19 protein-coding genes are annotated in these 19,546 nt (G+C 60.9%); 11 read left to right on the forward strand and 8 right to left on the reverse strand.

The window, feature by feature from the left end; genetic code table 11:
* Positions 1-195 precede the first annotated feature (195 nt).
* The 11 genes from H8F22_RS12080 (at position 196) to H8F22_RS12130 (ending at position 9,235) form a co-directional block, all read left to right on the forward strand.
* Positions 196-1,887, forward strand: coding sequence for a nitrite reductase (locus H8F22_RS12080; protein WP_194940203.1), 1,692 nt, complete (start codon positions 196-198; stop codon positions 1,885-1,887).
* Positions 1,888-1,911: 24 nt separating this feature from the next.
* Positions 1,912-2,226: a c-type cytochrome gene (locus tag H8F22_RS12085; protein ID WP_027923663.1), complete on the forward strand. Its 315-nt coding sequence runs from the start codon at positions 1,912-1,914 to the stop codon at positions 2,224-2,226.
* A 19-nt stretch (positions 2,227-2,245) separates the two neighbouring features.
* Positions 2,246-2,569 carry a c-type cytochrome gene (locus tag H8F22_RS12090; RefSeq protein ID WP_059182804.1) on the forward strand — a complete coding sequence of 108 codons (324 nt, stop codon included), beginning with the start codon at positions 2,246-2,248 and terminating at the stop codon, positions 2,567-2,569.
* Positions 2,566-3,744, forward strand: a complete 1,179-nt coding sequence (locus H8F22_RS12095) for a cytochrome D1 domain-containing protein (RefSeq protein ID WP_059182803.1) — start codon at positions 2,566-2,568, stop codon at positions 3,742-3,744. The genes H8F22_RS12090 and H8F22_RS12095 overlap by 4 nt, the downstream gene beginning before the upstream one ends.
* A 1-nt stretch (position 3,745) precedes the next feature.
* On the forward strand, positions 3,746-4,204 hold the full coding sequence (locus tag H8F22_RS12100; protein ID WP_059182802.1) for an Lrp/AsnC family transcriptional regulator: 459 nt from the start codon (positions 3,746-3,748) through the stop codon (positions 4,202-4,204).
* Entirely contained in the window at positions 4,201-4,716 is a 516-nt protein-coding gene (ahbB, locus tag H8F22_RS12105; protein WP_194940204.1) for a siroheme decarboxylase subunit beta, read from the forward strand. The genes H8F22_RS12100 and ahbB (H8F22_RS12105) overlap by 4 nt, the downstream gene beginning before the upstream one ends.
* The gene (locus H8F22_RS12110) at positions 4,709-5,152 is read left to right on the forward strand and encodes an Lrp/AsnC family transcriptional regulator (protein ID WP_027923658.1); all 444 of its coding nucleotides are present in this window, start codon (positions 4,709-4,711) and stop codon (positions 5,150-5,152) included. The genes ahbB (H8F22_RS12105) and H8F22_RS12110 overlap by 8 nt, the downstream gene beginning before the upstream one ends.
* Positions 5,127-5,630 carry a siroheme decarboxylase subunit beta gene (gene ahbB, locus H8F22_RS12115; RefSeq protein WP_059182801.1) on the forward strand — a complete coding sequence of 168 codons (504 nt, stop codon included), beginning with the start codon at positions 5,127-5,129 and terminating at the stop codon, positions 5,628-5,630. The genes H8F22_RS12110 and ahbB (H8F22_RS12115) overlap by 26 nt, the downstream gene beginning before the upstream one ends.
* Before the next feature lie 26 nt (positions 5,631-5,656).
* Positions 5,657-6,835: a heme d1 biosynthesis radical SAM protein NirJ gene (gene nirJ / locus H8F22_RS12120; protein WP_194940205.1), complete on the forward strand. Its 1,179-nt coding sequence runs from the start codon at positions 5,657-5,659 to the stop codon at positions 6,833-6,835.
* A gap of 70 nt (positions 6,836-6,905) precedes the next feature.
* On the forward strand, positions 6,906-7,745 hold the full coding sequence (cobA, locus tag H8F22_RS12125; protein ID WP_059182799.1) for a uroporphyrinogen-III C-methyltransferase: 840 nt from the start codon (positions 6,906-6,908) through the stop codon (positions 7,743-7,745).
* Positions 7,742-9,235 carry a cytochrome D1 domain-containing protein gene (locus tag H8F22_RS12130; protein ID WP_059182798.1) on the forward strand — a complete coding sequence of 498 codons (1,494 nt, stop codon included), beginning with the start codon at positions 7,742-7,744 and terminating at the stop codon, positions 9,233-9,235. The genes cobA and H8F22_RS12130 overlap by 4 nt, the downstream gene beginning before the upstream one ends.
* 184 nt (positions 9,236-9,419) lie before the next feature.
* Here H8F22_RS12130 and H8F22_RS12135 read toward each other — a convergent pair whose 3' ends face one another.
* The 8 genes from H8F22_RS12135 to hemN all read right to left on the reverse strand — a co-directional run bounded on the left by H8F22_RS12135 (position 9,420) and on the right by hemN (position 19,528).
* Entirely contained in the window at positions 9,420-10,163 is a 744-nt protein-coding gene (locus H8F22_RS12135) for an SDR family NAD(P)-dependent oxidoreductase (RefSeq protein ID WP_027923653.1), read from the reverse strand.
* A gap of 108 nt (positions 10,164-10,271) precedes the next feature.
* Entirely contained in the window at positions 10,272-10,775 is a 504-nt protein-coding gene (locus tag H8F22_RS12140) for a nitrous oxide reductase accessory protein NosL (RefSeq protein ID WP_027923652.1), read from the reverse strand.
* A gap of 33 nt (positions 10,776-10,808) precedes the next feature.
* Positions 10,809-11,639 carry an ABC transporter permease gene (locus H8F22_RS12145; RefSeq protein ID WP_027923651.1) on the reverse strand — a complete coding sequence of 277 codons (831 nt, stop codon included), beginning with the start codon at positions 11,637-11,639 and terminating at the stop codon, positions 10,809-10,811.
* A complete protein-coding gene (locus H8F22_RS12150; protein WP_027923650.1) occupies positions 11,636-12,559 on the reverse strand; it encodes an ABC transporter ATP-binding protein in 924 nt (307 codons plus the stop codon). The genes H8F22_RS12145 and H8F22_RS12150 overlap by 4 nt, the downstream gene beginning before the upstream one ends.
* Positions 12,556-13,845, reverse strand: coding sequence for a nitrous oxide reductase family maturation protein NosD (locus H8F22_RS12155; protein ID WP_059182796.1), 1,290 nt, complete (start codon positions 13,843-13,845; stop codon positions 12,556-12,558). Before H8F22_RS12155 ends, H8F22_RS12150 begins: the two co-directional genes overlap by 4 nt.
* Before the next feature lie 27 nt (positions 13,846-13,872).
* A complete protein-coding gene (gene nosZ, locus H8F22_RS12160) occupies positions 13,873-15,795 on the reverse strand; it encodes a TAT-dependent nitrous-oxide reductase (protein ID WP_371258948.1) in 1,923 nt (640 codons plus the stop codon).
* A gap of 53 nt (positions 15,796-15,848) precedes the next feature.
* Positions 15,849-18,029 carry a transcriptional regulator NosR gene (nosR, locus tag H8F22_RS12165; RefSeq protein WP_228758759.1) on the reverse strand — a complete coding sequence of 727 codons (2,181 nt, stop codon included), beginning with the start codon at positions 18,027-18,029 and terminating at the stop codon, positions 15,849-15,851.
* Positions 18,030-18,139: 110 nt separating this feature from the next.
* Positions 18,140-19,528 carry an oxygen-independent coproporphyrinogen III oxidase gene (gene hemN, locus H8F22_RS12170; RefSeq protein WP_027923646.1) on the reverse strand — a complete coding sequence of 463 codons (1,389 nt, stop codon included), beginning with the start codon at positions 19,526-19,528 and terminating at the stop codon, positions 18,140-18,142.
* Positions 19,529-19,546 lie beyond the last annotated feature (18 nt).

The raw sequence follows: 19,546 nt of genomic DNA on the forward strand, positions 1-19,546 counted from the left end.
TGCCTGTTCCAAAAGCGGATTCAAGGAACACGCTACGGTCCCCTGCGACAACCTGGCAAGTGAGATGGCCGACAAACTTGATCGTCGTCAAGCGAACAATGGCCTGCTCGGGCATAGCCTTGCACGGCACTGAGAACCTGCGTGCTGCGCTGCCGTTTCAGCACATCGCAAAGGTCTTGCCTGAGGAGAAATGGAATGCTGATCAGCAACAGAAAAATGTTTGCCCTGACCCTCGCCACATTGTGTTCGTCACCGGCCCTGGCGGTGAGTCATGCCGCCAGCGCTGACGAGCCCGCCGCCGCTGCGGCCAATCCGCCCATGGTCAAAACCGCCGGCGCTCCCGACATGAGCCAGGCCGAGTTCGACTCATCCAAGGACATCTACTTCCAGCGCTGCGCAGGCTGCCACGGCGTTTTGCGCAAAGGGGCCACGGGCAAACCGCTGACGCCGGACATTACCCAGAACCGCGGGCAGCCGTACCTGGAGGCCTTGATTACCTATGGGTCGCCGGCGGGCATGCCGAACTGGGGGACGTCCAATGCGCTGACAAAGGATCAGATCACAGTCATGGCCAAGTTCATTCAGCACACGCCGCCGACGCCACCGGAATGGGGCATGGCCGAGACGCTGAAAACCTGGAAAGTGTTGGTCAAACCCGAAGATCGTCCGAAGAAGCAGCTGAGCAAACTCAACCTGCCGAACCTGTTTTCGGTGACGTTGCGCGATGACGGCAAGATCGCCCTGATCGACGGTGACAGCAAGAAGATCGTCAAGCTGATAGAGACCGGTTACGCGGTGCACATCTCGCGCATTTCTGCTTCGGGTCGCTATCTGTTGGTGATTGGCCGAGACGCCCGGATCGACATGATCGACCTCTGGCCGGTGGAGCCGACCAAGGTCGCCGAAGTCAAAGTGGGCATCGAGGCACGCTCGGTCGAGACCTCAAAGTTCAAAGGCTACGAAGACAAATACACCATCGCCGGTTCTTATTGGCCGCCGCAATTCACCATCATGGATGGCGAAACCCTGGAGCCGAAGCAGATCGTTTCGACCCGCGGCATGACCGTCGACAAACAGGAATACCACCCGGAGCCTCGGGTCGCGGCGATCATCGCCTCCCACGAATGGCCGGAGTTCATCGTCAACGTCAAGGAAACCGGCAAGGTGATGCTGGTCAATTACCAGGACATCAAAAACCTCACTGTCACCTACATCGATGCTGCGCCCTTCCTGCATGACGGCGGTTGGGACAGCACACACCGCTACTTCATGACCGCCGCCAACAACTCCAACAAGGTCGCCGTGATCGACTCCAAGGAGCGCAAGTTGACCGCGCTGGTGGACGTCGGCAAAACCCCGCACCCGGGTCGCGGCGCCAACTTCAACCACCCGACCTATGGCCCGGTCTGGGCCACCAGCCATCTGGGTGATGACGGTATCTCGCTGATCGGCACCGACCCGACCAAACACCCGCAATACGCCTGGAAGCAGGTCGCCTCGCTCAAGGGACAGGGCGGCGGATCGCTGTTTATCAAAACCCACCCCGACTCTCGTCACCTGTACGTCGACACCCCCCTCAACCCGGACGCCAGGCTCAGCCAATCGGTGGCGGTGTTCGACATCGACAAACTCGACGCTGGCTACACCGTGCTGCCCATCGCTGAATATGCGGGCATCAAGCAAGGCGCCATGCGCGTCGTGCAACCGGAATACAACAAGGCCGGCGATGAGGTCTGGTTCTCCGTGTGGAGTGGCCAGGCAGACGAGTCGGCGCTGGTGGTGATCGACGACAAAACACTGAAGCTCAAGTCAGTCATCAAGGACAAACGACTGATCACACCCACCGGGAAGTTCAACGTCTACAACACCCAACACGACATCTATTGAGCTCCATCAATGCAAGGAAACACCATGAAAAATACTCTGTTTTCACTGTTCGCCCTGACCGCTGCGCTGAGTGTGCAACCGGTCATGGCCCAAGACGCGCTGGAGCTGTTCAAGAGCAAACCCTGCGCAGCCTGTCATTCCATCGACACCAAGATTGTCGGCCCTGCGCTCAAGGATGTAGCGGCCAAGAACGCTGGCGTACCCGGAGCCGTGGACACCCTCGCGAGCCACATCAAGAACGGTACACAAGGCAACTGGGGGCCGATGCCCATGCCGGCCAACCCGGTGACTGAAGAAGAAGCGAAAATTCTCGCGACTTGGGTACTGACACTCAAATAACCGCCTGGAGGGCGTCTTGATGGTGTATCGACACGCTGTGATGCTGACGGCCCTCCTCCTCATTTGCGCAACCGCGGTTGCGGCGCCGGACGCCCAGCGTCAGGCACAACTCGAACACTTGCTGACCCAGGACTGCGGCGCCTGCCATGGACTGCACCTGACTGGCGGGCTAGGCCCCGAACTGACGCGCGTAGCGCTGGCCGGCAAATCCAGAGACAGCCTGATTACCACCGTCGCCCAAGGTCGGCCCGGCACCGCGATGCCCGGTTGGGCTCCGCTGCTCAGCCCCGGCGACATCCGATGGCTGGTCGATCTACTTCTCCAGGGATATCCCGCACCATGATCCGTTCAATCCTGCTGTCAGCGGCGACCGGGCTGTTGTTGTCCGCTTGCGTTCAGCCACCATTGCGTGGCACCGGCGACTTGGGCCTGGTCGTGGAGCGCGCCACCGCAAGCGTACAAATCATCGAAAGCGACACCCACACCGCGCTGGCCCGACTCGAGGGTTTTGGCGACCTGTCCCATGCCTCGGTGGTGTTCTCCCGTGACCAGCGCTATGCCTATGTGTTCGGGCGCGACGGCGGATTGAGCAAAATCGACTTGCTGACCTGGCGTATCGACCATCGCGTCATCCAGGGCGGCAACAGCATTGGTGGCGCCATCAGTCAGGACGGCAAGCTGATTGCCGTGTCCAACTACGTGCCCGGCGGGGTCAAGGTGTTCGATGCCGACACCCTGCAACTGGTGGCCGATATTCCAGCTACGCCCCTGGTCGATGGCAGCAAACGCTCACGGGTGGTCGGGCTGGTCGACGCGCCGGGGCAACGTTTTGTCTTCAGCCTGTTCGATACCGGCGAGATCTGGACCGCCGATTTCAGTCAGGGCAGCACGCCGCAGATCAGCCGCTTCACCGGTATCGGCCAGCAACCCTATGACGCCCTGATTACTCCCGATGGGCGCTACTACATGGCCGGCCTGTTCGGTGAAGACGGCATGGCCCAACTCGACCTCTGGCACCCGGAGCGCGGCGTGCAGCGTGTACTCGGCGACTACGGACGCGGCCAGGCGAAACTCCCGGTCTACAAGATGCCGCACCTGGAAGGCTGGGCTGTCGCTGACAACCAGGCCTTCGTGCCCGCCGTCGGCCGGCATCAAGTGTTGGTGATGGATTCACGCACCTGGCAGCAGACCGCTGTGATTCCGGTGGCCGGCCAACCGGTGTTCGTCACGTCGCGCCCGGACGGTCGGCAGCTGTGGGTCAACTTCGCCTACCCGGACAACGATCGGGTTCAGGTTATCGACACCGAAACCCACGCTGTGGTCGCCGACCTGCGCCCCGGGCCAGCGGTGCTGCACATGGAATTCACCGCACGCGGCGACCAATTGTGGCTGTCATTACGCGACGGTGATCAGATCCAGGTCTGGGATCCGTACCGTCTGCAGCTGCTGAGCACCCTGCCCGCCAGAGCACCGAGCGGCATCTTCTTCAGCAGTCGCGCGCAGAAAATGGGGTATTGAAATGGACCTTGAACGACTCAGCCGCCAACTCATCGACCGCTTCCAGCACGGCATGCCACTGTGCCCGTCACCGTACAAAGAGATGGCAAGAATTCTCGGCTGCCGCGAATCCCAGGTGATGGCCTGCCTGGAAGAAATGGATCAGGCCGGCACCCTTTCACGCATCGGCCCGGTGTTTGAACACAGCCGTGCCGGGGCCAGCACCCTCGCCGCCCTCGCCGTGCCCGCCGAACACCTGCAACAGGTGGCCGAGCGCGTTAGTCAGTACCCGGAGGTCAATCACAACTACGCACGGGAGCATTTTTACAACCTGTGGTTTGTGTTGACAGGCCCTGATCGCCAACACATCGACCGCGTGCTCAAAGCGCTTGAGAACGACACCGGCCTCATGCCGCTGGACCTGCCGATGTTGACCGCCTATTGCATCGACCTGGGCTTTGCCCTGGGAGAACACCCATGAAGCCAGGTTTGAGCCCGCAACAAGCGCTGGCGCTGCGACGACACCTCGAGGGCGGGTTGCCGCTGGTGCCGCGCCCCTATCAGGCCCTCGCCGAACGGATAAACACCGACGAAAACCAGGTACTCGAACAAATGCGCGAATGGAGCGAGCAAGGGCTTTTTCGCCGTATCGGCCTGGTGCTGCACCATCGAGCGCTGGGCTTTACCGCCAACGCCATGCTGGTGCTGGATATTCCCGATGCGCTGATCGACGAAGTCGGCCAGCGCCTGGGGCGAGCCCCCGGCATTAACCTCTGCTATCAACGGCCCCGGCGTTTGCCGCAATGGCGGTTCAACCTGTTTTGCATGGTGCACGGGCGGCTACGTGATCAGGTGGAGGCGCACATCCAGGCGCTGCTGGAAGAACATTTGCTCAGCGACTTGCCCCACCAACTGCTGTTCAGCACCCAGGTTTTCAAGCAGTGCGGCGGCCGTTTTGCGCCCTCGCGCACCGGAGCACCGACCCATGGATGACCTCGACCGCCGGCTGATCAACCGTTTGCAATTGGGCTTGCCGCTGGTGCGCCACCCCTGGCGAGTATTGGCGGCCGAACTGCAGAGCAGCAGCACTGAACTCCTCGACCGATTGCACACCCTGCTCGCTGATGGCGTGCTCACACGCTTCGGCCCGATGTTCGACATTGAACGGCTGGGCGGCGCCTTCACCCTCGCCGCGTTGGCGGTGCCGGAAGAACGTTTCGATGACGTCGCCGAACAGCTCAATGGCCTGCCGGAAGTGGCGCACAACTACCGACGCGAACACGCCTGGAACATGTGGTTCGTACTTGGCTGCGCGACCGAAGAAGGCATCGCCGAGACACTGCAGCGCATCGAAACCCTGACCGGCCTGTCCCTGCTCAACCTGCCTAAAGAGGAGACCTACCATGTCGGTCTGTATTTCCCGGTCTGAAGACACCCTCGCCCAGCGTCTGATTGCATTGACCCAGGCCGGTCTGCCGTTGCTGGATGACCCGTGGGCGTGGCTCGCCGAACAATTGGAATTAAGCATCCAATCCACCCTGGACCTGCTTAAGCGCTTGCAGGCCGAGGGCGCGATTCGGCGCATTGCCGCCGTACCCAATCACTACCGACTGGGCTATCGCCACAACGGCATGACGGTCTGGGATGTGCGAGACACCGACATACCGCGCCTCGGCGCACTGATCGGCGCGCAGCCTTTCGTCAGCCACTGCTATCGCCGCCCGCGCCGAACCGGATGGCGCTACAACCTGTTCGCCATGGTGCATGGCCGCAGCCGCGATGAGATCAACAGCTACCGCGAGCACCTGCGCTACTTGTTGGGCGAGGCCTGTGTTGCCGACGAGATGCTGGTGAGCAGCCGCATCCTGAAGAAAACCGGCTTGCGCTTGCCACCCGTTTTACGCTGAACACGCCCCGACTCAAGGAGAGTTGCATGTTGAGGATCAGCCAATACCTGCGTGCGCTGGCCGGCCAGGCGCCTGCGCCCAGAACCAGCCCACCGGGCACTCACCGTCCGCCCGTGGTTATCTGGAACCTGCTCAGGCGCTGCAACCTGACCTGCAAACACTGCTACGCCACCTCGGCCGACAGTGTTTTTCGCGACGAACTGGATACCGCCGCCGCGCTGACCGTGATCGACGACCTGCACGATGCCGGGGTGAAGGTGCTGATTCTTTCCGGCGGCGAGCCGCTGTTGCGCGAGGATCTGTTTGTGCTCAGCGCCTACGCCCGGGCCAAAGGTTTCTATGTGGCCTTGTCCACCAACGGCACGCTGATCGACGAGCACAACATCGAACAGATCAGCGCAGCGAATTTCGATTACGTCGGCATCAGCATCGATGGACTGGAAGCCACCCATGACGCCTTCCGCCAACTCAAAGGCAGCTTCGCCCGTTCCATGCGGGCGATCCGGCTCTGTCGCGAACAAGGCATTCGCGTCGGCCTGCGCACCACCCTGACCCAGGAAAACCATCGGCAATTGCCCCAGTTACTGGCGCTGATGCGCGAGTACAACGTGCAAAAGTTTTACCTGTCACACCTCAACTACAGCGGTCGCGGTAAACGCAGTCGCAAACTCGACGCGCACCAGCAAATGAGCCGCGAGGCGATGACGTTGATCTTTGAGCGCGCTTGGGCAGACATCCAACAGGGTCTCGACACTGATTTTGTCAGCGGCAACAACGATGCCGACGCCATTCTGCTGCTGCAATGGGTAAGCCTGGGCCTACCCGAACATTACCCGCGCCTGGAAAACATGCTCCGCGCCTGGGGCGGTAACGCGTCGGGCAGCGGCATCGCCAACATCGACAACACCGGCGAAGTGCACCCGGACACCTACTGGTGGCAGCACTCGGTAGGCAATGTCCGGCGCACGCCGTTCCGCACGTTGTGGCTGGATCAGCCGGATGCCCTGCTATCGCGCCTGCGCGAACATCCCCGTGCCGTCGGCGGCCGCTGCGCGCAATGCCGCTGGTTGCCCATCTGCAACGGCAACACCCGCACCCGCGCCTGGGCCGAGGGTGATTTGTGGGGCCAGGACCCCGGCTGCCACCTCAGCGATGACGAAATCGGTGTTACGCCGTCAACGAACATCCCTTGCATTACCCACTGAATAGCCCGTCCGGCCAACCACCTGACAAAGGCTGGGGCCGGCCAACCTGATGAAGCACCAAGGACGCCCCATGCCTCCATCGATTGCGATACCGGCCACACTTGAGTCCCCGTTCAGACCCGGTGAAGTCGCCCTGGTCGGCGCCGGCCCCGGCGACCCACGCCTGCTGACCCTGCGCGCCTGGAGCCTGTTGATGCAGGCCGACGCCGTGGTGTACGACCGGCTGATCAGCCCCGAGCTGCTGACTCTGATTCCCCTCGCCTGCGCCCGTCATTACGTCGGCAAGGCCAGCGGTTGCCACAGCCTGCCCCAGGAACAGATCAACGAACTGCTGGCCGACCTCGCCCACCAAGGGCAACGCGTGATCCGGCTCAAGGGAGGCGACCCCTTCATCTTTGGTCGCGGCGCCGAGGAGCTGGAGTATCTACTGCAACGCGGTGTCGACTGCCAGGTGGTACCGGGCATTACCGCCGCTTCCGGTTGCAGCGCTTACGCGGGAATCCCCTTGACCCACCGCGACCTGGTCAATTCCTGCCGGTTCATCACTGGCCATTTGCAACGCGATGGCGAGTTGTCGTTGCCCTGGAGCAGCCTCGCCGACAGTAGCCAGACGCTGGTGTTTTACATGGGCTTGTCGAACCTGGTGATCATCGCTCAACGCTTGATCGAAGCCGGGCTGTCGGCCGACACACCGGCGGCGCTGATCAGCAACGGCACGCGACCCGACCAGCACGTCGCCCGCGGCAAGCTGCACCAATTGCCGACCCTCGCGCTGGATTGTCCACCGGGTATTCCGACACTGACGGTAATCGGCTCAGTGGTCGATCTGTTTGACGCAGAACAGCTGGAATACCCGGCGCGACTCTACCCGACCCAAGCCCTGCTACGTCGCGCCAAGGTGGCGATATGAGGCGCATGGTCCTTGCTCACCTGTTAGGGGTCAGTGCGGCCCAGGCCGGCGCAGCAGTGCCGGCACTTGAACACGCGGAGCAACTCTATCAGCAGCATTGCCAGAGCTGTCACGGCATCAACCGTCTCGGCGGCGCAGGGCCGGCGTTGTTGCCGGAGAGTCTCAGCCGGATCAAACCCAATGAAATTCGCAGCGTGATCCAGAATGGCCGCCCCGCGAGCCAGATGGCCGGCTATGCCAACGTGTTCAGCCCCGCGCAGGTCGACGCGCTGGTGGATTACCTTCAGCAACCGCCCGCCACCCCGCCCACCTGGAGCAATGACGATATTCTCGACAGTCACTCGCTGCTCGCGGACCTCAGCAAACTGCCCTCCACGCCCCAGCACGGCGCCGACCCGCTGAACCTGTTCGTGGTGGTGGAAGCCGGCGACCATCACATCGACATCCTCGACGGTGACCGCTTTGAGGTGCTCGCGCGGTTCGCTTCGCACTTCGCCGTGCACGGCGGACCGAAGTTCTCGCCCGACGGGCGCTTCGTCTACTTCGCCTCCCGTGACGGCTGGATCAGTCTGTATGACTTGCACAACCTGAAGCTGATCGCCGAGGTCCGCGCCGGCCTTAACACCCGCAATCTGGCGGTGAGCAAGGATGGACGCTGGGTGCTGGTGGGCAACTATTTGCCCGGCAACCTGGTGGTGCTTGATGCCCGCGATCTGTCGCTGGTAAAAACCATCCCGACCATCGGTCAGAACGGTACCGCGTCACGGGTCAGCGCGGTTTACTCCGCCCCGCCGCGCGACAGTTTCATCGTCGCACTCAAGGACGTGAAGGAAGTCTGGGAGCTGTCCTGGGCGGGCACACCGGATTTCGAACCCCGGCGGATTCCTGCCGGGGATTTTCTCGATGATTTTTCCTTTTCGCCGGATTACAAACAGCTGCTGGCCACGTCGCGCAAGGCCCAGGGCGGTCAGGTGATCGACCTCGACAGCGGCCAGGTGGTCACCGACCTACCGCTGCCGGGCATGCCGCATTTGGGCTCGGGGACCTATTGGAAACGTAACGGCGAGTGGGTGTTCGCCACGCCGAATATCAGCAAGGGGCTGATCTCGGTCATCGACTTCAAGACCTGGAAACTGATCAAGGAAATCCCGACCTTGGGGCCGGGATTTTTCATGCGCAGTCATGTCAACTCGCGGTATGCCTGGACCGACGTGTTCTTCGGGCCCGATAACGATGCGATCCACTTGATCGACAAACAGACGCTGGAGATTGCCCACACCTTGCGTCCGATGCCCGGAAAAACTGCCGCTCACGTTGAGTTCACCCACGACGGCCGCTACCTGTTGCTGAGCATCTGGGCCACCGATGGCGCGCTGATCGTCTACGACAGCAACACCCTCCAGGAGATCAAACGCATTCCGATGAACAAGCCTTCGGGCAAGTACAACGTGGGGAACAAGATTGAGTTTGCCGAGGGGACTTCGCATTAGGCCTTGTGCCCCAATACCGAAATATACATCGCACTTGTGGCGAGGGAGCTTGCTCCCGCTGGGGCGCGCAGCGTCCCTACAAACCGTCACTGGGTACATTCAGATTAAACGCAGGCGCTGGTTTTACGACTGCTACGCAGCCGAGCGGGAGCAAGCTCCCTCGCCACAGGTTTGTCTTCGCCCTTTAACCCAAGGTGTATCCGTTATCGACTTTCCAGTCCTGGCCGTAAACACCCCGAGCCCCCTGCGACAGCTGAAAAACAATCACATTGGCCACCGCCGCCGCATCAAGAAAATGCCCCGGCAACAGACGTTTACCAAGCGTGTCGGCAACATCGTCAAGTTCCCCCTCGCTCAACCCCAGGTTGTCCCACATCGAGGTGGCGGTTGGTCCCGGCGAGACCAGATTGATGCGCACATCAAAACTGGCGAACTCCACCGCCAGCGTGCGTGCCTGAGCGGCGAGCGCGGCCTTGCTGGCAATGCACGCAGCCAACCCCGGAAAGCTCGAACCGGTCAGGAAGCTCCCGACAAACACCACCGAAGCCGGGTTCGCCAATTCACCCCGCAACGCCGCCAGGGTGTTCAACGCCCCGGCGCCGTTGACCGCCCACTGACGCTGGAAGGCCTGCATATCCAGGCTGTCGGCCATCTCGGCGACACCCGCGTTAGGCACCAAATAGTCCACGGGGCCCATCGCCGCAGCGCGCTCGGCCAGTTCACTCAGGTCGTGCTGACTCGTGACGTCCCCGGAAAACCACTGCAACCGCTCGCCGTAGATCTGCTGCAAGGCCGGCAATTCACCGAGGCTCCGTGACATCGCCAGCACCTTGACGCCACGGGGTAACAGGGCGGCGCACAGCGCCAGGCCGATCCCGGAGCTGGCACCCGTGACCACCGCCAAACGATCTTGAAACTCGGTTTTCATCATGTTCTCCTGGGCATCACGGATGCCAGCACTGGGGACGTAGCGAGCCCTATCTTTGAGCAGGAGACGAAAAAACGACTTGACGGCGATCAGGCTTTTCAAACGATGTTAGTGTTGCTGCAGCAGCGCCGGAGTGATCTCGCTGAAGCGCAGCAAGCGACCGCCCTGTTCAGCGGCAAGCTTTTCAGCGGCCTCGCGACTTGAGAACGACGCCAGCACCACGCCCATGGCACCTTTGAGTTGGGTGCCGACCACGTAAAACGCATCTTTGGCATCGATCAGGTGGGCGTCATCCGGCGCGTTCCACGGGCTGCGGCCCATGTCATGGACATACAGTTTTGCATCGCCATGATGATTTTCCGGCTGCAACCACCAGCCGATCATTTCCGCCGTGGAGCAGAACTTCCTGACCCCGGCCCGCTCGACAACTTCGCCCTTGGGCCCGGGGAATCCGTTGATGATCATCCCGCAGACATGGCATTCATCACTGGGATGAAAGGCTGCGGCGGTGTCGCTGTAAGTGGCTTGCACTGGGTTGTCACAGGCCGTCAGCAGGAGGCACATCATCAGCCCCGCCACCGCGCGCATCGTCGTCAGATAAAACGTACTCATCGTCAACTGCTCCAAAACTATCAAAGTGAAAACTCATGTCGCCCGGCGACGAAACAACAACCAGGCCGAACCCAATGGCACCGCCACCCACAGCGACAGGCATAGCCAGAGCATCGAGCCCGGCATCGGCAAATCGCTGCCCAGCGTCAGCACACCCGCGGTACTGGCGCCGGGCTCAAAGCCGGAGAGGTTGATCAGGCGATAGATGTCAGCGGGATTGAGCAGCAGCAACCAGGGCAGCACTTTCGGGTTGAACTGCCCTTCGCTGAGTACCAACAGCGCCAGCAGTGCCAGGTCGAACACCAGCACGAAGAAGAACCACACGCCCAGCGCCAGCCCGGCCGCCGTGGATTTCTCGGCCGACACACTGCTCAGCACATAGGCCAGCCCCAGAAACCCCCAACCCAACAACATCGACGACGCCATGAACCGGCCAAAGGCCCAGAGCAGCAGGCTCAGTTCGACATCGTCCACCAGCACGGCGATGGCCAGCATGGCGCAGCCGAAACCGATCAGCGTCGCCAGCGCCAGGATCAACCCGTGGCCGACAAACTTGCCGAGCAGAATCTGCCCGCGACCCAAGGGGTACGTCAGCAATAGCAGCAACGTGCCACTCTCGTCCTCGCCGACGATGGCGTCATAAGCCAACAGCAACGCAATCAACGGCATCAAAAACGTTGCCAGACTGGCGAGGCTGGCAATGGTGGCGGGCACCGAGGTAAAACCCAATTGCCCGGAGGCCGCCGCGCCCAGCCAGGCGATGCCGATGGCCAGCACCGCGAACAACACACTGATTGCCAACAACCAGCGATTGCGCAAACCGTCACTGAATTCCTTGCGGGCCATGTTCCAGACAGCGTTCATACGGCCTCCCCGATTGGCGGCGCATCGGCCCGGCTCATGTAGTAGCGGTAAATATCTTCCAGCGACGGTTGATGGATTTCCACGTCGGCCGGTTCGTCTTCATTGAGCAGCTGGCGCAACAGCCCGAGCTTGCTGCCATGGAGTGTGGCCACTTCAAGGCCTTCGACACCCCACCGCTCGGTGATGTGCCCGGCGTTGTTCCAGCGTTGCTGCAAGGGCCCTGCGTGCTTGAGGCCGTTGGCGCGAATCAGCGTCGGCAACCCGGCTTCCTCGCGCAAACTGCGTAGACTGCCCAGTGCCAGCAGACGCCCCTGGGTCAGAATCGCGGCGCGGTTGATGTGCGCCTCGACACCGGGCAAGACGTGGGAACACAGAATGATGCTGGTGCCTTGGCTGCGCAGGCGATCAAGCAACCGATACAAGTCCTGAGTGGCGATGGGATCGAGGCCGACTGTTGGTTCGTCAAGCAACAACAAACGCGGCTCACCAAGCAGCGCTTGCGCCAGCCCGAGGCGTTGACGCATGCCCTTGGAGTAGGTCTTGACCCGCCGATGCGCCGCACTGGCCAGGCCGACTTCCTCCAGCAGTGCGTCCACTTGGGCGGACGCGGCGCCTTTGAGACGCGCGAAATGGCGCAAGGTCTCAACACCGCTCAACTGCGGGTAAAACGTCACGTTTTCCGGCAGATAACCGAGCAGGCGCCGCACGTGGGGATCGCAGGGCAAGCGACCGAACACCCGGACCTGCCCTTCGCTGGGCTGGAGCAGGCCCAGCACCAGTTTCATGCTGGTGGTCTTGCCCGCGCCGTTATGACCGAACAAACCCAGCACTTCACCTTCCGCCAGGCTGAGGTTGAGCTGATGCAACACGGTGGCATGCCCATAGCGCTGGCTGACGCCTTCGATGTCGATGACGTTCATGAGTTGGGCTCCTGGTTCAGGGGTTGAGTGGATGACTTCATCAGCGGATGGCTGTCCAGCACCCCCGGCGATTTCATCACCGGAAAGGCCCGTTGCACCCAGCGCAGCAACTCGATCCCAGGGCTATTCATCAGCAGCCGCACCTGCGGGTACAGCCAAAGCAGGCGGTCGACGTTGTCATTGGGTTCGTAGGCGATATCGCCGAGGCCATCGTTGTTGCGGTCCCAGCCCAGGTAATCGCTCCAGTAATTGCCGCGGCCATCCGCCGACCATTCCTGCAAGCGGGTGGCGACGTACTTGACCTGTCGCTGGTTTCCGACAAACGCGTTGTCGGCGATGCGGTTGTCTTCCGAGCCGGCGGTGAGATGGATACCCACGGCGCTGTGCTCGAAGTGGTTGTGTTCGATGCTGTTGAACAGCGAGTTGTAGATGAACAGCGCCTTGCCCTCGGCGCCGCTGATCATGCTGTCGCCGGTCGAGCCGTCGCGCACGTCAGTGACGAAGTTGTCACGCAAGGTTGAATAGGTGATGTAGTTCATCAGGATCCCGTAGTTCTGATCCTGTTCGGAGCGATTGCCGATCACCGTGAGCTTGCGGCTTTGCATCAAGGCGTAGCCGGTGCGGGTGCGGCGGGTGGTGTTGCCGATCAGTTGGTTATCGTTGGCGAACATGTAATGCACGCCGTAGCGCAGGTCTTCCAGGGTATTGCCCTGCAGCAAGTTGCCGTTGGAGGTGTCGATGTAGATGCCGTCGCGGGTGTCGCGCACCTGGTTGCCAATGACCTTGGCGCCATGCACGGCATACAGGTGAATGCCGTTGCCGCGATCTTGCGAGCGCATTGTCGGATCACCCTGAATGCGGTTGTCGATCAGGCTCACGTCCTGCGTACCGTCGACCCAGATACCGAAACCCTGGCCTTGCAGGCGATTGCCTTTGATCACTGCGCCATGGGCTTTGGGCTGGATAAACACCGCCGCATTCATGGCGGTGAGGTCGTGTCCCCAGTTTAGAAAGGTGCAGCCTTCGATGGCGACATCCGGCGCGCTGATGATCACACCGTTGCCCTGCCCCTCCCCCTGAAATACCGCGCCGGGCTCGCAGAGAATCTGCATCGGTTCATCGACACTGAACGAGCCCCGGTATCCCCCCGCCGGCAGGTGCCAGCGTTGATTGGCGTCCACCCGCAGCGGCAACGAGGTGATGGGTTGCACCGCCAGCGCGCTGCCGGACATCAGCAGGAGCGCAAATGCAATGACCGTCACCGGGTTTCCCTTGCTATCAGTCATTGCTTCGCTCCTGTCGATGGGCAACGCTCAGGCCTTCTCGACCTTCATGCGGCCGACCATTTCCATGTGCAGCGCATGGCAGAACCAGCTGCAGTAGTACCAGTGCAGGCCGGCCTTGTCGGCGATGAAGGTGATCGACGAGGTCTGCTGCGGGCTGATTTCCATGCTCACGCCATGGTTGGTCATCACGAAGCCGTGGGTCACGTCTTCAATCTGGTCGATGTTGGTGATGGTCACCGTGACCTCGTTGCCTTGTTTGACGGTGAACTCCGGCAAACCGTAGGCCGGGGCCATCGAGGTCATGTAGACGCGGACTTTGTTGCCGTCGCGGATGACCTTGTTGTCGGTCTCCAGCTTGATCCCGTCTTTGGCGGCGATCGCCACCGTCTCGGCGAAAAACGGGTCGTTGCGGTCCCAGATCTTCTTGGTCTTAATCTGGTCGCGGCGGGCCATGACGCAGTCGTGGGGTTCGGCAAAGGCCGGGCCGTCATGCACCAGCTTCATTTCCTCGCCGGAGATATCGATCAACTGATCGTTTTCCGGGTGCAGCGGGCCGGTCGGCAGGAAACGGTCCTTGGAGAACTTGCTGAGCACCATCAGCCATTGGCCATCGGCGTCTCTGGTTTCGGTCAGCGAGGCATGGTTGTGGCCCGGCTGGTATTGCACGTCGAGTTTCTGCTTGATGTAGTTGACCTTCTCGCCGGTGTACGCGCGAATGGCCTCGTCCACGTTCCACTTCACCACCTGGCTGTCGATAAACAGCGTGGTATAGGCATTGCCGCGGCCGTCGTAGGTGGTGTGAAGCGGGCCCAGCCCCAGTTCCGGTTCGCCGACCACCGCATCGCGCGGGTCCTTCAATTTGTCGTCGAACAGATCATCCAGCTTCGCGGTGGCGATGATCGTGCAGGTGGGCGAAAGTTTGCCCGCGGCAATGAAGTACTTGCCATCGGGCGTCATATTGATCCCGTGGGGGTTCTTCGGCACCGGGATGTAGCGGGTGAACGTGCTGTCCTTGCCTTCGTTTTTACGACCGTCGACCACCGGCACTTTCGAGCCGTCCAGGGTGATGAACTTGCCAGCCTTGATCGCCGCTTCGATGCGCGGGATGTTGAACACCACCACCCAGTCGCGCTCGTTGCGCATCATGCCGCCCAGGTCGTAGGCCTTCTCCGAGTTGTAGCAGGTGGACGCCGCGTATTTGCCGGTGTAGTCGGCGTCGGTGTTGTCCAGGTTGCCATCGACAATGACCTGGAAGGCCATCTCCATTTTCTCGGCATCGATGGCGTTAAACATCGTGTAGCTGTTCTTGTCCTGCAGGTCGAAGGTACTGCCGTCATTGGGGTGTGGAATCACGAATTCGGCATTGGCGAACACGTATTTTGTGTGCGGCACTTTTTGCAGGCGCAGCCCGTGAACGGCCTGCACATTGGGCACGGTGAGCATCTTGTCGCACTTCATGATGTCCAGACGGATACGCGCAACGCGGCTGTTGGCCTTGTCGTTGATGAACAGGTACTTGCCGTCGTACTTGCCGTCAGTCATGGACAAATGCGGGTGATGGCAGTCGCCGTTCCGGAAATGCGCGCTGTCGCCCATGATCCGTTTGCTTTCGTTGGTCAGGCCCCAGCCGGTGGCGGAGTCGACGTTGAACACCGGTACACGCAACAGCTCGCGCATCGACGGAATGCCCATGATCCGCACTTCACCCTGATGACCGCCACTCCAGAAACCGTAGTACTGGTCCAGTTCGCCCGGCCCGACGTGGGTTTTGAGTTGCGCGTCCTTGGCCGCTGCCGCCCAGGTCTCACGGGTGAACACCGCACCACCGATGGCCGTGGCACCGGCCAGTACCGCACCGGTCACCGCACTGGTGCCCAGGAAACCGCGACGACTGAGGCCGGTCGATTCCGGCGCTTCAGTGGCTTTTTTGGACTCTGTGTCATTCATCAGGTGTATTCCTTGAAGGGATAAAAACGGTCACTGCGTACAGGTGCCCGCGGGGTTCATTCCAGAGCGTTCACTTCCACGACAGGTATCAGTTGCACAGCGGTGGGTGCCGGTTTGCCGCGCTTCTTGCGCTTGTTGATCAGCGGCGGGCATTTGTTCTCGTTGTGGTAAGTCATCTGGCAATCGAGGCAGTAGTGGCACTCGTTGGCATTGATTCGGCCATCGGGATGAATCGCCTGGATCTCGCACTCCTTGGCGCACAGCTGGCAGGGTGTGCCGCAGTCCTTGCGGCGTTTGAGCCAGTCGAACAGGCGAAATTTGCTCGGAATTGCCAGCGCGGCACCCAACGGGCAGATGTAGCGGCAATAGAATTTGCGGGTGAAGAGATTGATGACCAGCAGTGCCCCCGCGTAGAGGACGAACCACCATTGGCGGTCGAACTTGAGGGTGATGGCGGTCTTGAACGGTTCCACCTCGGCGAACAATTCGGCGGTGGACATCGACTCAAGGGAGAGGCCGAACAGCAGCAGCAAAATGATGTATTTGATGGCCCACAGCCGTTCATGCACCGCGAAAGGCAATTCGTATTGGGGGATTCTCAGCTTGCGCGCGGCTTCGTTGATCAGCTCCTGCAAGGCACCGAACGGGCACAACCAGCCGCAGAATACGCCCCGCCCCCACAGCAGAATGCTCGCAGCGGTGAAGACCCAGAGCATGAAGATCAGCGGGTCGGTGAGAAACAGCTCCCAGCGAAAGTGATCGAACAGCGCATGGGCGAAGGTCAGCACATTGACCACCGACAGTTGCCCCAGCGCATACCAGCCGAGAAACACCACGGTAAAGACCAGGTAACCTCGGCGCAGCCAGTGCAGAAAACGTGGCCGACGCGTGAAGGAGTCCTGCAGGAACAGGATCGCCATCAGCAGCAGTAATGCGCCGCCGAGCACGGTGATCTGAAAGGATTTCTGGTACCAGATGGTCAGCCACATCGGCCGACCGGCTTCCTCAAGGGCGGCCAATTCTTCGGCGCTGGGCAGTGGCCTCTCAAGGTACGGCTCGGGCAGTTGATAAGGCAGTTCGAAGCTGCTGAACGTGCCACTGAGCGGCCCGGTTTGACGACGCACCAGCAATTCCAGGGACCAGGGCGATCCCGGGTCGAACCGGGCCGGCTCGCGCACAATGAAAATCGACATTTCGGTGAATTCCGGCATGCCCTTGGCAAAGACGTCGGAGAGCCGCTGATGGTCCATGTCGCGAAAACTGATGACGTTGCCGAACTGGCGCAATTGCACCCGATCGAAAATCCCGCCACGCACATACCCCGAGCCTTTATAGGAAAAAAGCCCACGACCCAGCACCACAATGGCCTGCTCGCCGGGTTTGAGGTCCTGCATAAGTAAGCGATATTGATTGTCGCCCAGCAGCGCACGGCCGATGGTCGGCGGATTCAGGTCCGCGGTGTAGAGCTCGATAAAGGTCTCATCCACCTGATCGGCGGCGGCGTTTTCCACGCCTTCGGCGTCGGTGCCCTTGAAGGCGGCGTCGACCTGGCCACGGGTCAGGTTCAAGCGGCGGATCGCGCCGTTGCCGGTCAGTTGTTCCCAAGTGGTGGGTTCGAAAAAGTCCTGGCGCACGGTGGCAGGCATGCGTGCCACACCGCCCGTGTCCTCGATCAGCTTGAGCGATACGGCCACTTCGTGGGCGGCGCGCATGATGACCTCGTTGACCACCATCGCCGTGACGGTAGCCCCGGCAATCGCATCGACGGTGACGGCCTTCGGGTCGCTGGAATGGCCGACGACCACCCGCTGGCTGACCTTGATGCCCTTGTACCTGGCGCTGAAGTCGTGAAGTTTTGCCTCAGGAATGCCGATCAGCAGAATGGGCTCATGGTGCTCCAGCACATAGGCATCCTGAATCGCACCAGCAGTGTCGAGGATCACCTGGGTATTGATCGGCTTGCCCGAGTAGGCAGGAATGTCCACCACGTCCAGACTCTGGAACACATAGCCGAGCACCTTGCCGGCGGCGGACAGCGTGCGCACCTTGAACCGGCCTTCGGGGGCGGAAACGGAATCGGTCTGAGGGAAAGTTTTCTCGATGCGCTGCTGCTCGATGTCGCCGTATTGCTTGGCTTGCACCGCCTCAAAGGTGGCGAGCATCAGCATTAGCATGACCACCAGCCCGACGCCCCGGGCGCGCAGGTTGCCGTGTATCGAAGGCGGATGGATTGTCATGGGCTCGCTGATTTCAAAAGGGCTTTCGGTCATGTTAGGGAGCGTTGCGCCCCCTGCCCTTGATTGAAATCAACTTGAGAAATTAGCCCATGAGGACAGGCGCCAATGACTCAAACCGTGCGTGAAAACAGGCCTTTTTGCTCACTACCCAGATAGGCGTCAAACGCCATCGCGGCACTGCGCATCATCAAGTGCCCCTGTGGTGACAGCACCAGTTCGTCGCAGTGGATCTGCAGCAGTCCGTCGCGAACATGTTCCTCCAGTTGGGCCAAGGCATCGGCAAAGTACTCGGTGAAGCGAATGTAATGACGCTTTTCATAGCGGCTAAACGTAATACGGCCATGGCACATCAGGTCGCTGATCACTTCGCGGCGCAGCAAGTCGTCTGCGCTCAAGCGGTAACCGCGATGCACCGGTAGCAGGCCTTGGTCCAGACGCGCGTAGTACTGGGACAGCTCCTTGACGCTCTGGCTATAGCTGTCGCCGACCTTGCCGATCGAGGACACGCCGAGGCCGATCAAGTCGCAGTCGGCGTGGGTGGAGTAGCCCTGGAAGTTACGCTGCAGGGTGCCATTGGCGCGGGCCAGCGACAGCTCGTCGTCCGGCAAGGCGAAATGATCCATGCCGATATAGACGTAACCGGCCGCGGTCAGACGGCGGATGGTCAGTTCAAGCAATTCCAGCTTGCGCTCCGGCGGCGGCATGTCGGCGGGACGAATCAACCGTTGTGCACGAACCATTTCCGGCAGATGCGCGTAGCTGTAGGCGGCAATCCGGTCCGGACGCAGCGCGATGATCTTGCTGAGGGTGACGTCGAAACTCTGCACGGTTTGCAGGGGCAGGCCGTAGATCAGGTCGACGCTGATCGACTTGAATTGCGCCTCGCGTGCCGCAGCAACCAGCGCATAAATCTGCTCTTCACTTTGCTGGCGATTGACCGCGGCCTGCACGTCGGGGTCGAAATCCTGAACACCGAAGCTCAGGCGATTGAAGCCCAACTGGCGCAGCGACTGAATTTGTTTGGTGCTGATGGTGCGCGGGTCGACTTCGATGGAAAATTCATGGTCATCGCTGTCATCCATGTTGAACGCCTGGTGCAGGCAATCCATCAGCTCCGCGAGCTGTTCGCTGGTTAAATACGTAGGCGTGCCGCCGCCCAGGTGCAGTTGAGTGAGTTTACGGGTGCTATCGAACAAGGCCGCCTGCATCGCAATCTCAAGCTTGAGGTACCGAAGGTACTCGACGGCGCGATGGGTTTTCTGGGTAATGATTTTGTTGCAGGCGCAGTAGTAACAAAGACTTTTGCAAAACGGAATGTGGATATACACCGACAGCGGTTTCGACGCGCTCGCCTGGTTGCTCTCGCGGGCTGCACTCTGATAGTCGTCAACGGCAAAGGCCTGATGGAACTGCGGCGCGGTGGGGTAAGACGTATAGCGCGGCCCCGGGCGGTCATACTTTTCGACCAAGGCGCGATTGAAATCAAAGGTAGGCTTCATGATCAATCAACTCGCAAA

It is taken from the genome of Pseudomonas mucoides, assembly GCF_015461845.1.
Classification (GTDB): Bacteria; Pseudomonadota; Gammaproteobacteria; order Pseudomonadales; family Pseudomonadaceae; genus Aquipseudomonas; species Aquipseudomonas mucoides.

Bases quoted from the DNA above. Each gene is read 5' to 3' on its own strand.
- H8F22_RS12080 (WP_194940203.1), top strand. From the start codon at position 196: ATGCTGATCAGCAACAGAAAAATGTTTGCCCTGACCCTCGCCACATTG.
- H8F22_RS12085 (WP_027923663.1), top strand. From the start codon at position 1,912: ATGAAAAATACTCTGTTTTCACTGTTCGCCCTGACCGCTGCGCTGAGT.
- H8F22_RS12090 (WP_059182804.1), top strand. From the start codon at position 2,246: ATGGTGTATCGACACGCTGTGATGCTGACGGCCCTCCTCCTCATTTGC.
- H8F22_RS12095 (WP_059182803.1), top strand. From the start codon at position 2,566: ATGATCCGTTCAATCCTGCTGTCAGCGGCGACCGGGCTGTTGTTGTCC.
- H8F22_RS12100 (WP_059182802.1), top strand. From the start codon at position 3,746: ATGGACCTTGAACGACTCAGCCGCCAACTCATCGACCGCTTCCAGCAC.
- ahbB (WP_194940204.1), top strand. From the start codon at position 4,201: ATGAAGCCAGGTTTGAGCCCGCAACAAGCGCTGGCGCTGCGACGACAC.
- H8F22_RS12110 (WP_027923658.1), top strand. From the start codon at position 4,709: ATGGATGACCTCGACCGCCGGCTGATCAACCGTTTGCAATTGGGCTTG.
- ahbB (WP_059182801.1), top strand. From the start codon at position 5,127: ATGTCGGTCTGTATTTCCCGGTCTGAAGACACCCTCGCCCAGCGTCTG.
- nirJ (WP_194940205.1), top strand. From the start codon at position 5,657: ATGTTGAGGATCAGCCAATACCTGCGTGCGCTGGCCGGCCAGGCGCCT.
- cobA (WP_059182799.1), top strand. From the start codon at position 6,906: ATGCCTCCATCGATTGCGATACCGGCCACACTTGAGTCCCCGTTCAGA.
- H8F22_RS12130 (WP_059182798.1), top strand. From the start codon at position 7,742: ATGAGGCGCATGGTCCTTGCTCACCTGTTAGGGGTCAGTGCGGCCCAG.
- H8F22_RS12135 (WP_027923653.1), bottom strand. From the start codon at position 10,163: ATGAAAACCGAGTTTCAAGATCGTTTGGCGGTGGTCACGGGTGCCAGC.
- H8F22_RS12140 (WP_027923652.1), bottom strand. From the start codon at position 10,775: ATGAGTACGTTTTATCTGACGACGATGCGCGCGGTGGCGGGGCTGATG.
- H8F22_RS12145 (WP_027923651.1), bottom strand. From the start codon at position 11,639: ATGAACGCTGTCTGGAACATGGCCCGCAAGGAATTCAGTGACGGTTTG.
- H8F22_RS12150 (WP_027923650.1), bottom strand. From the start codon at position 12,559: ATGAACGTCATCGACATCGAAGGCGTCAGCCAGCGCTATGGGCATGCC.
- H8F22_RS12155 (WP_059182796.1), bottom strand. From the start codon at position 13,845: ATGACTGATAGCAAGGGAAACCCGGTGACGGTCATTGCATTTGCGCTC.
- nosR (WP_228758759.1), bottom strand. From the start codon at position 18,029: ATGACAATCCATCCGCCTTCGATACACGGCAACCTGCGCGCCCGGGGC.
- hemN (WP_027923646.1), bottom strand. From the start codon at position 19,528: ATGAAGCCTACCTTTGATTTCAATCGCGCCTTGGTCGAAAAGTATGAC.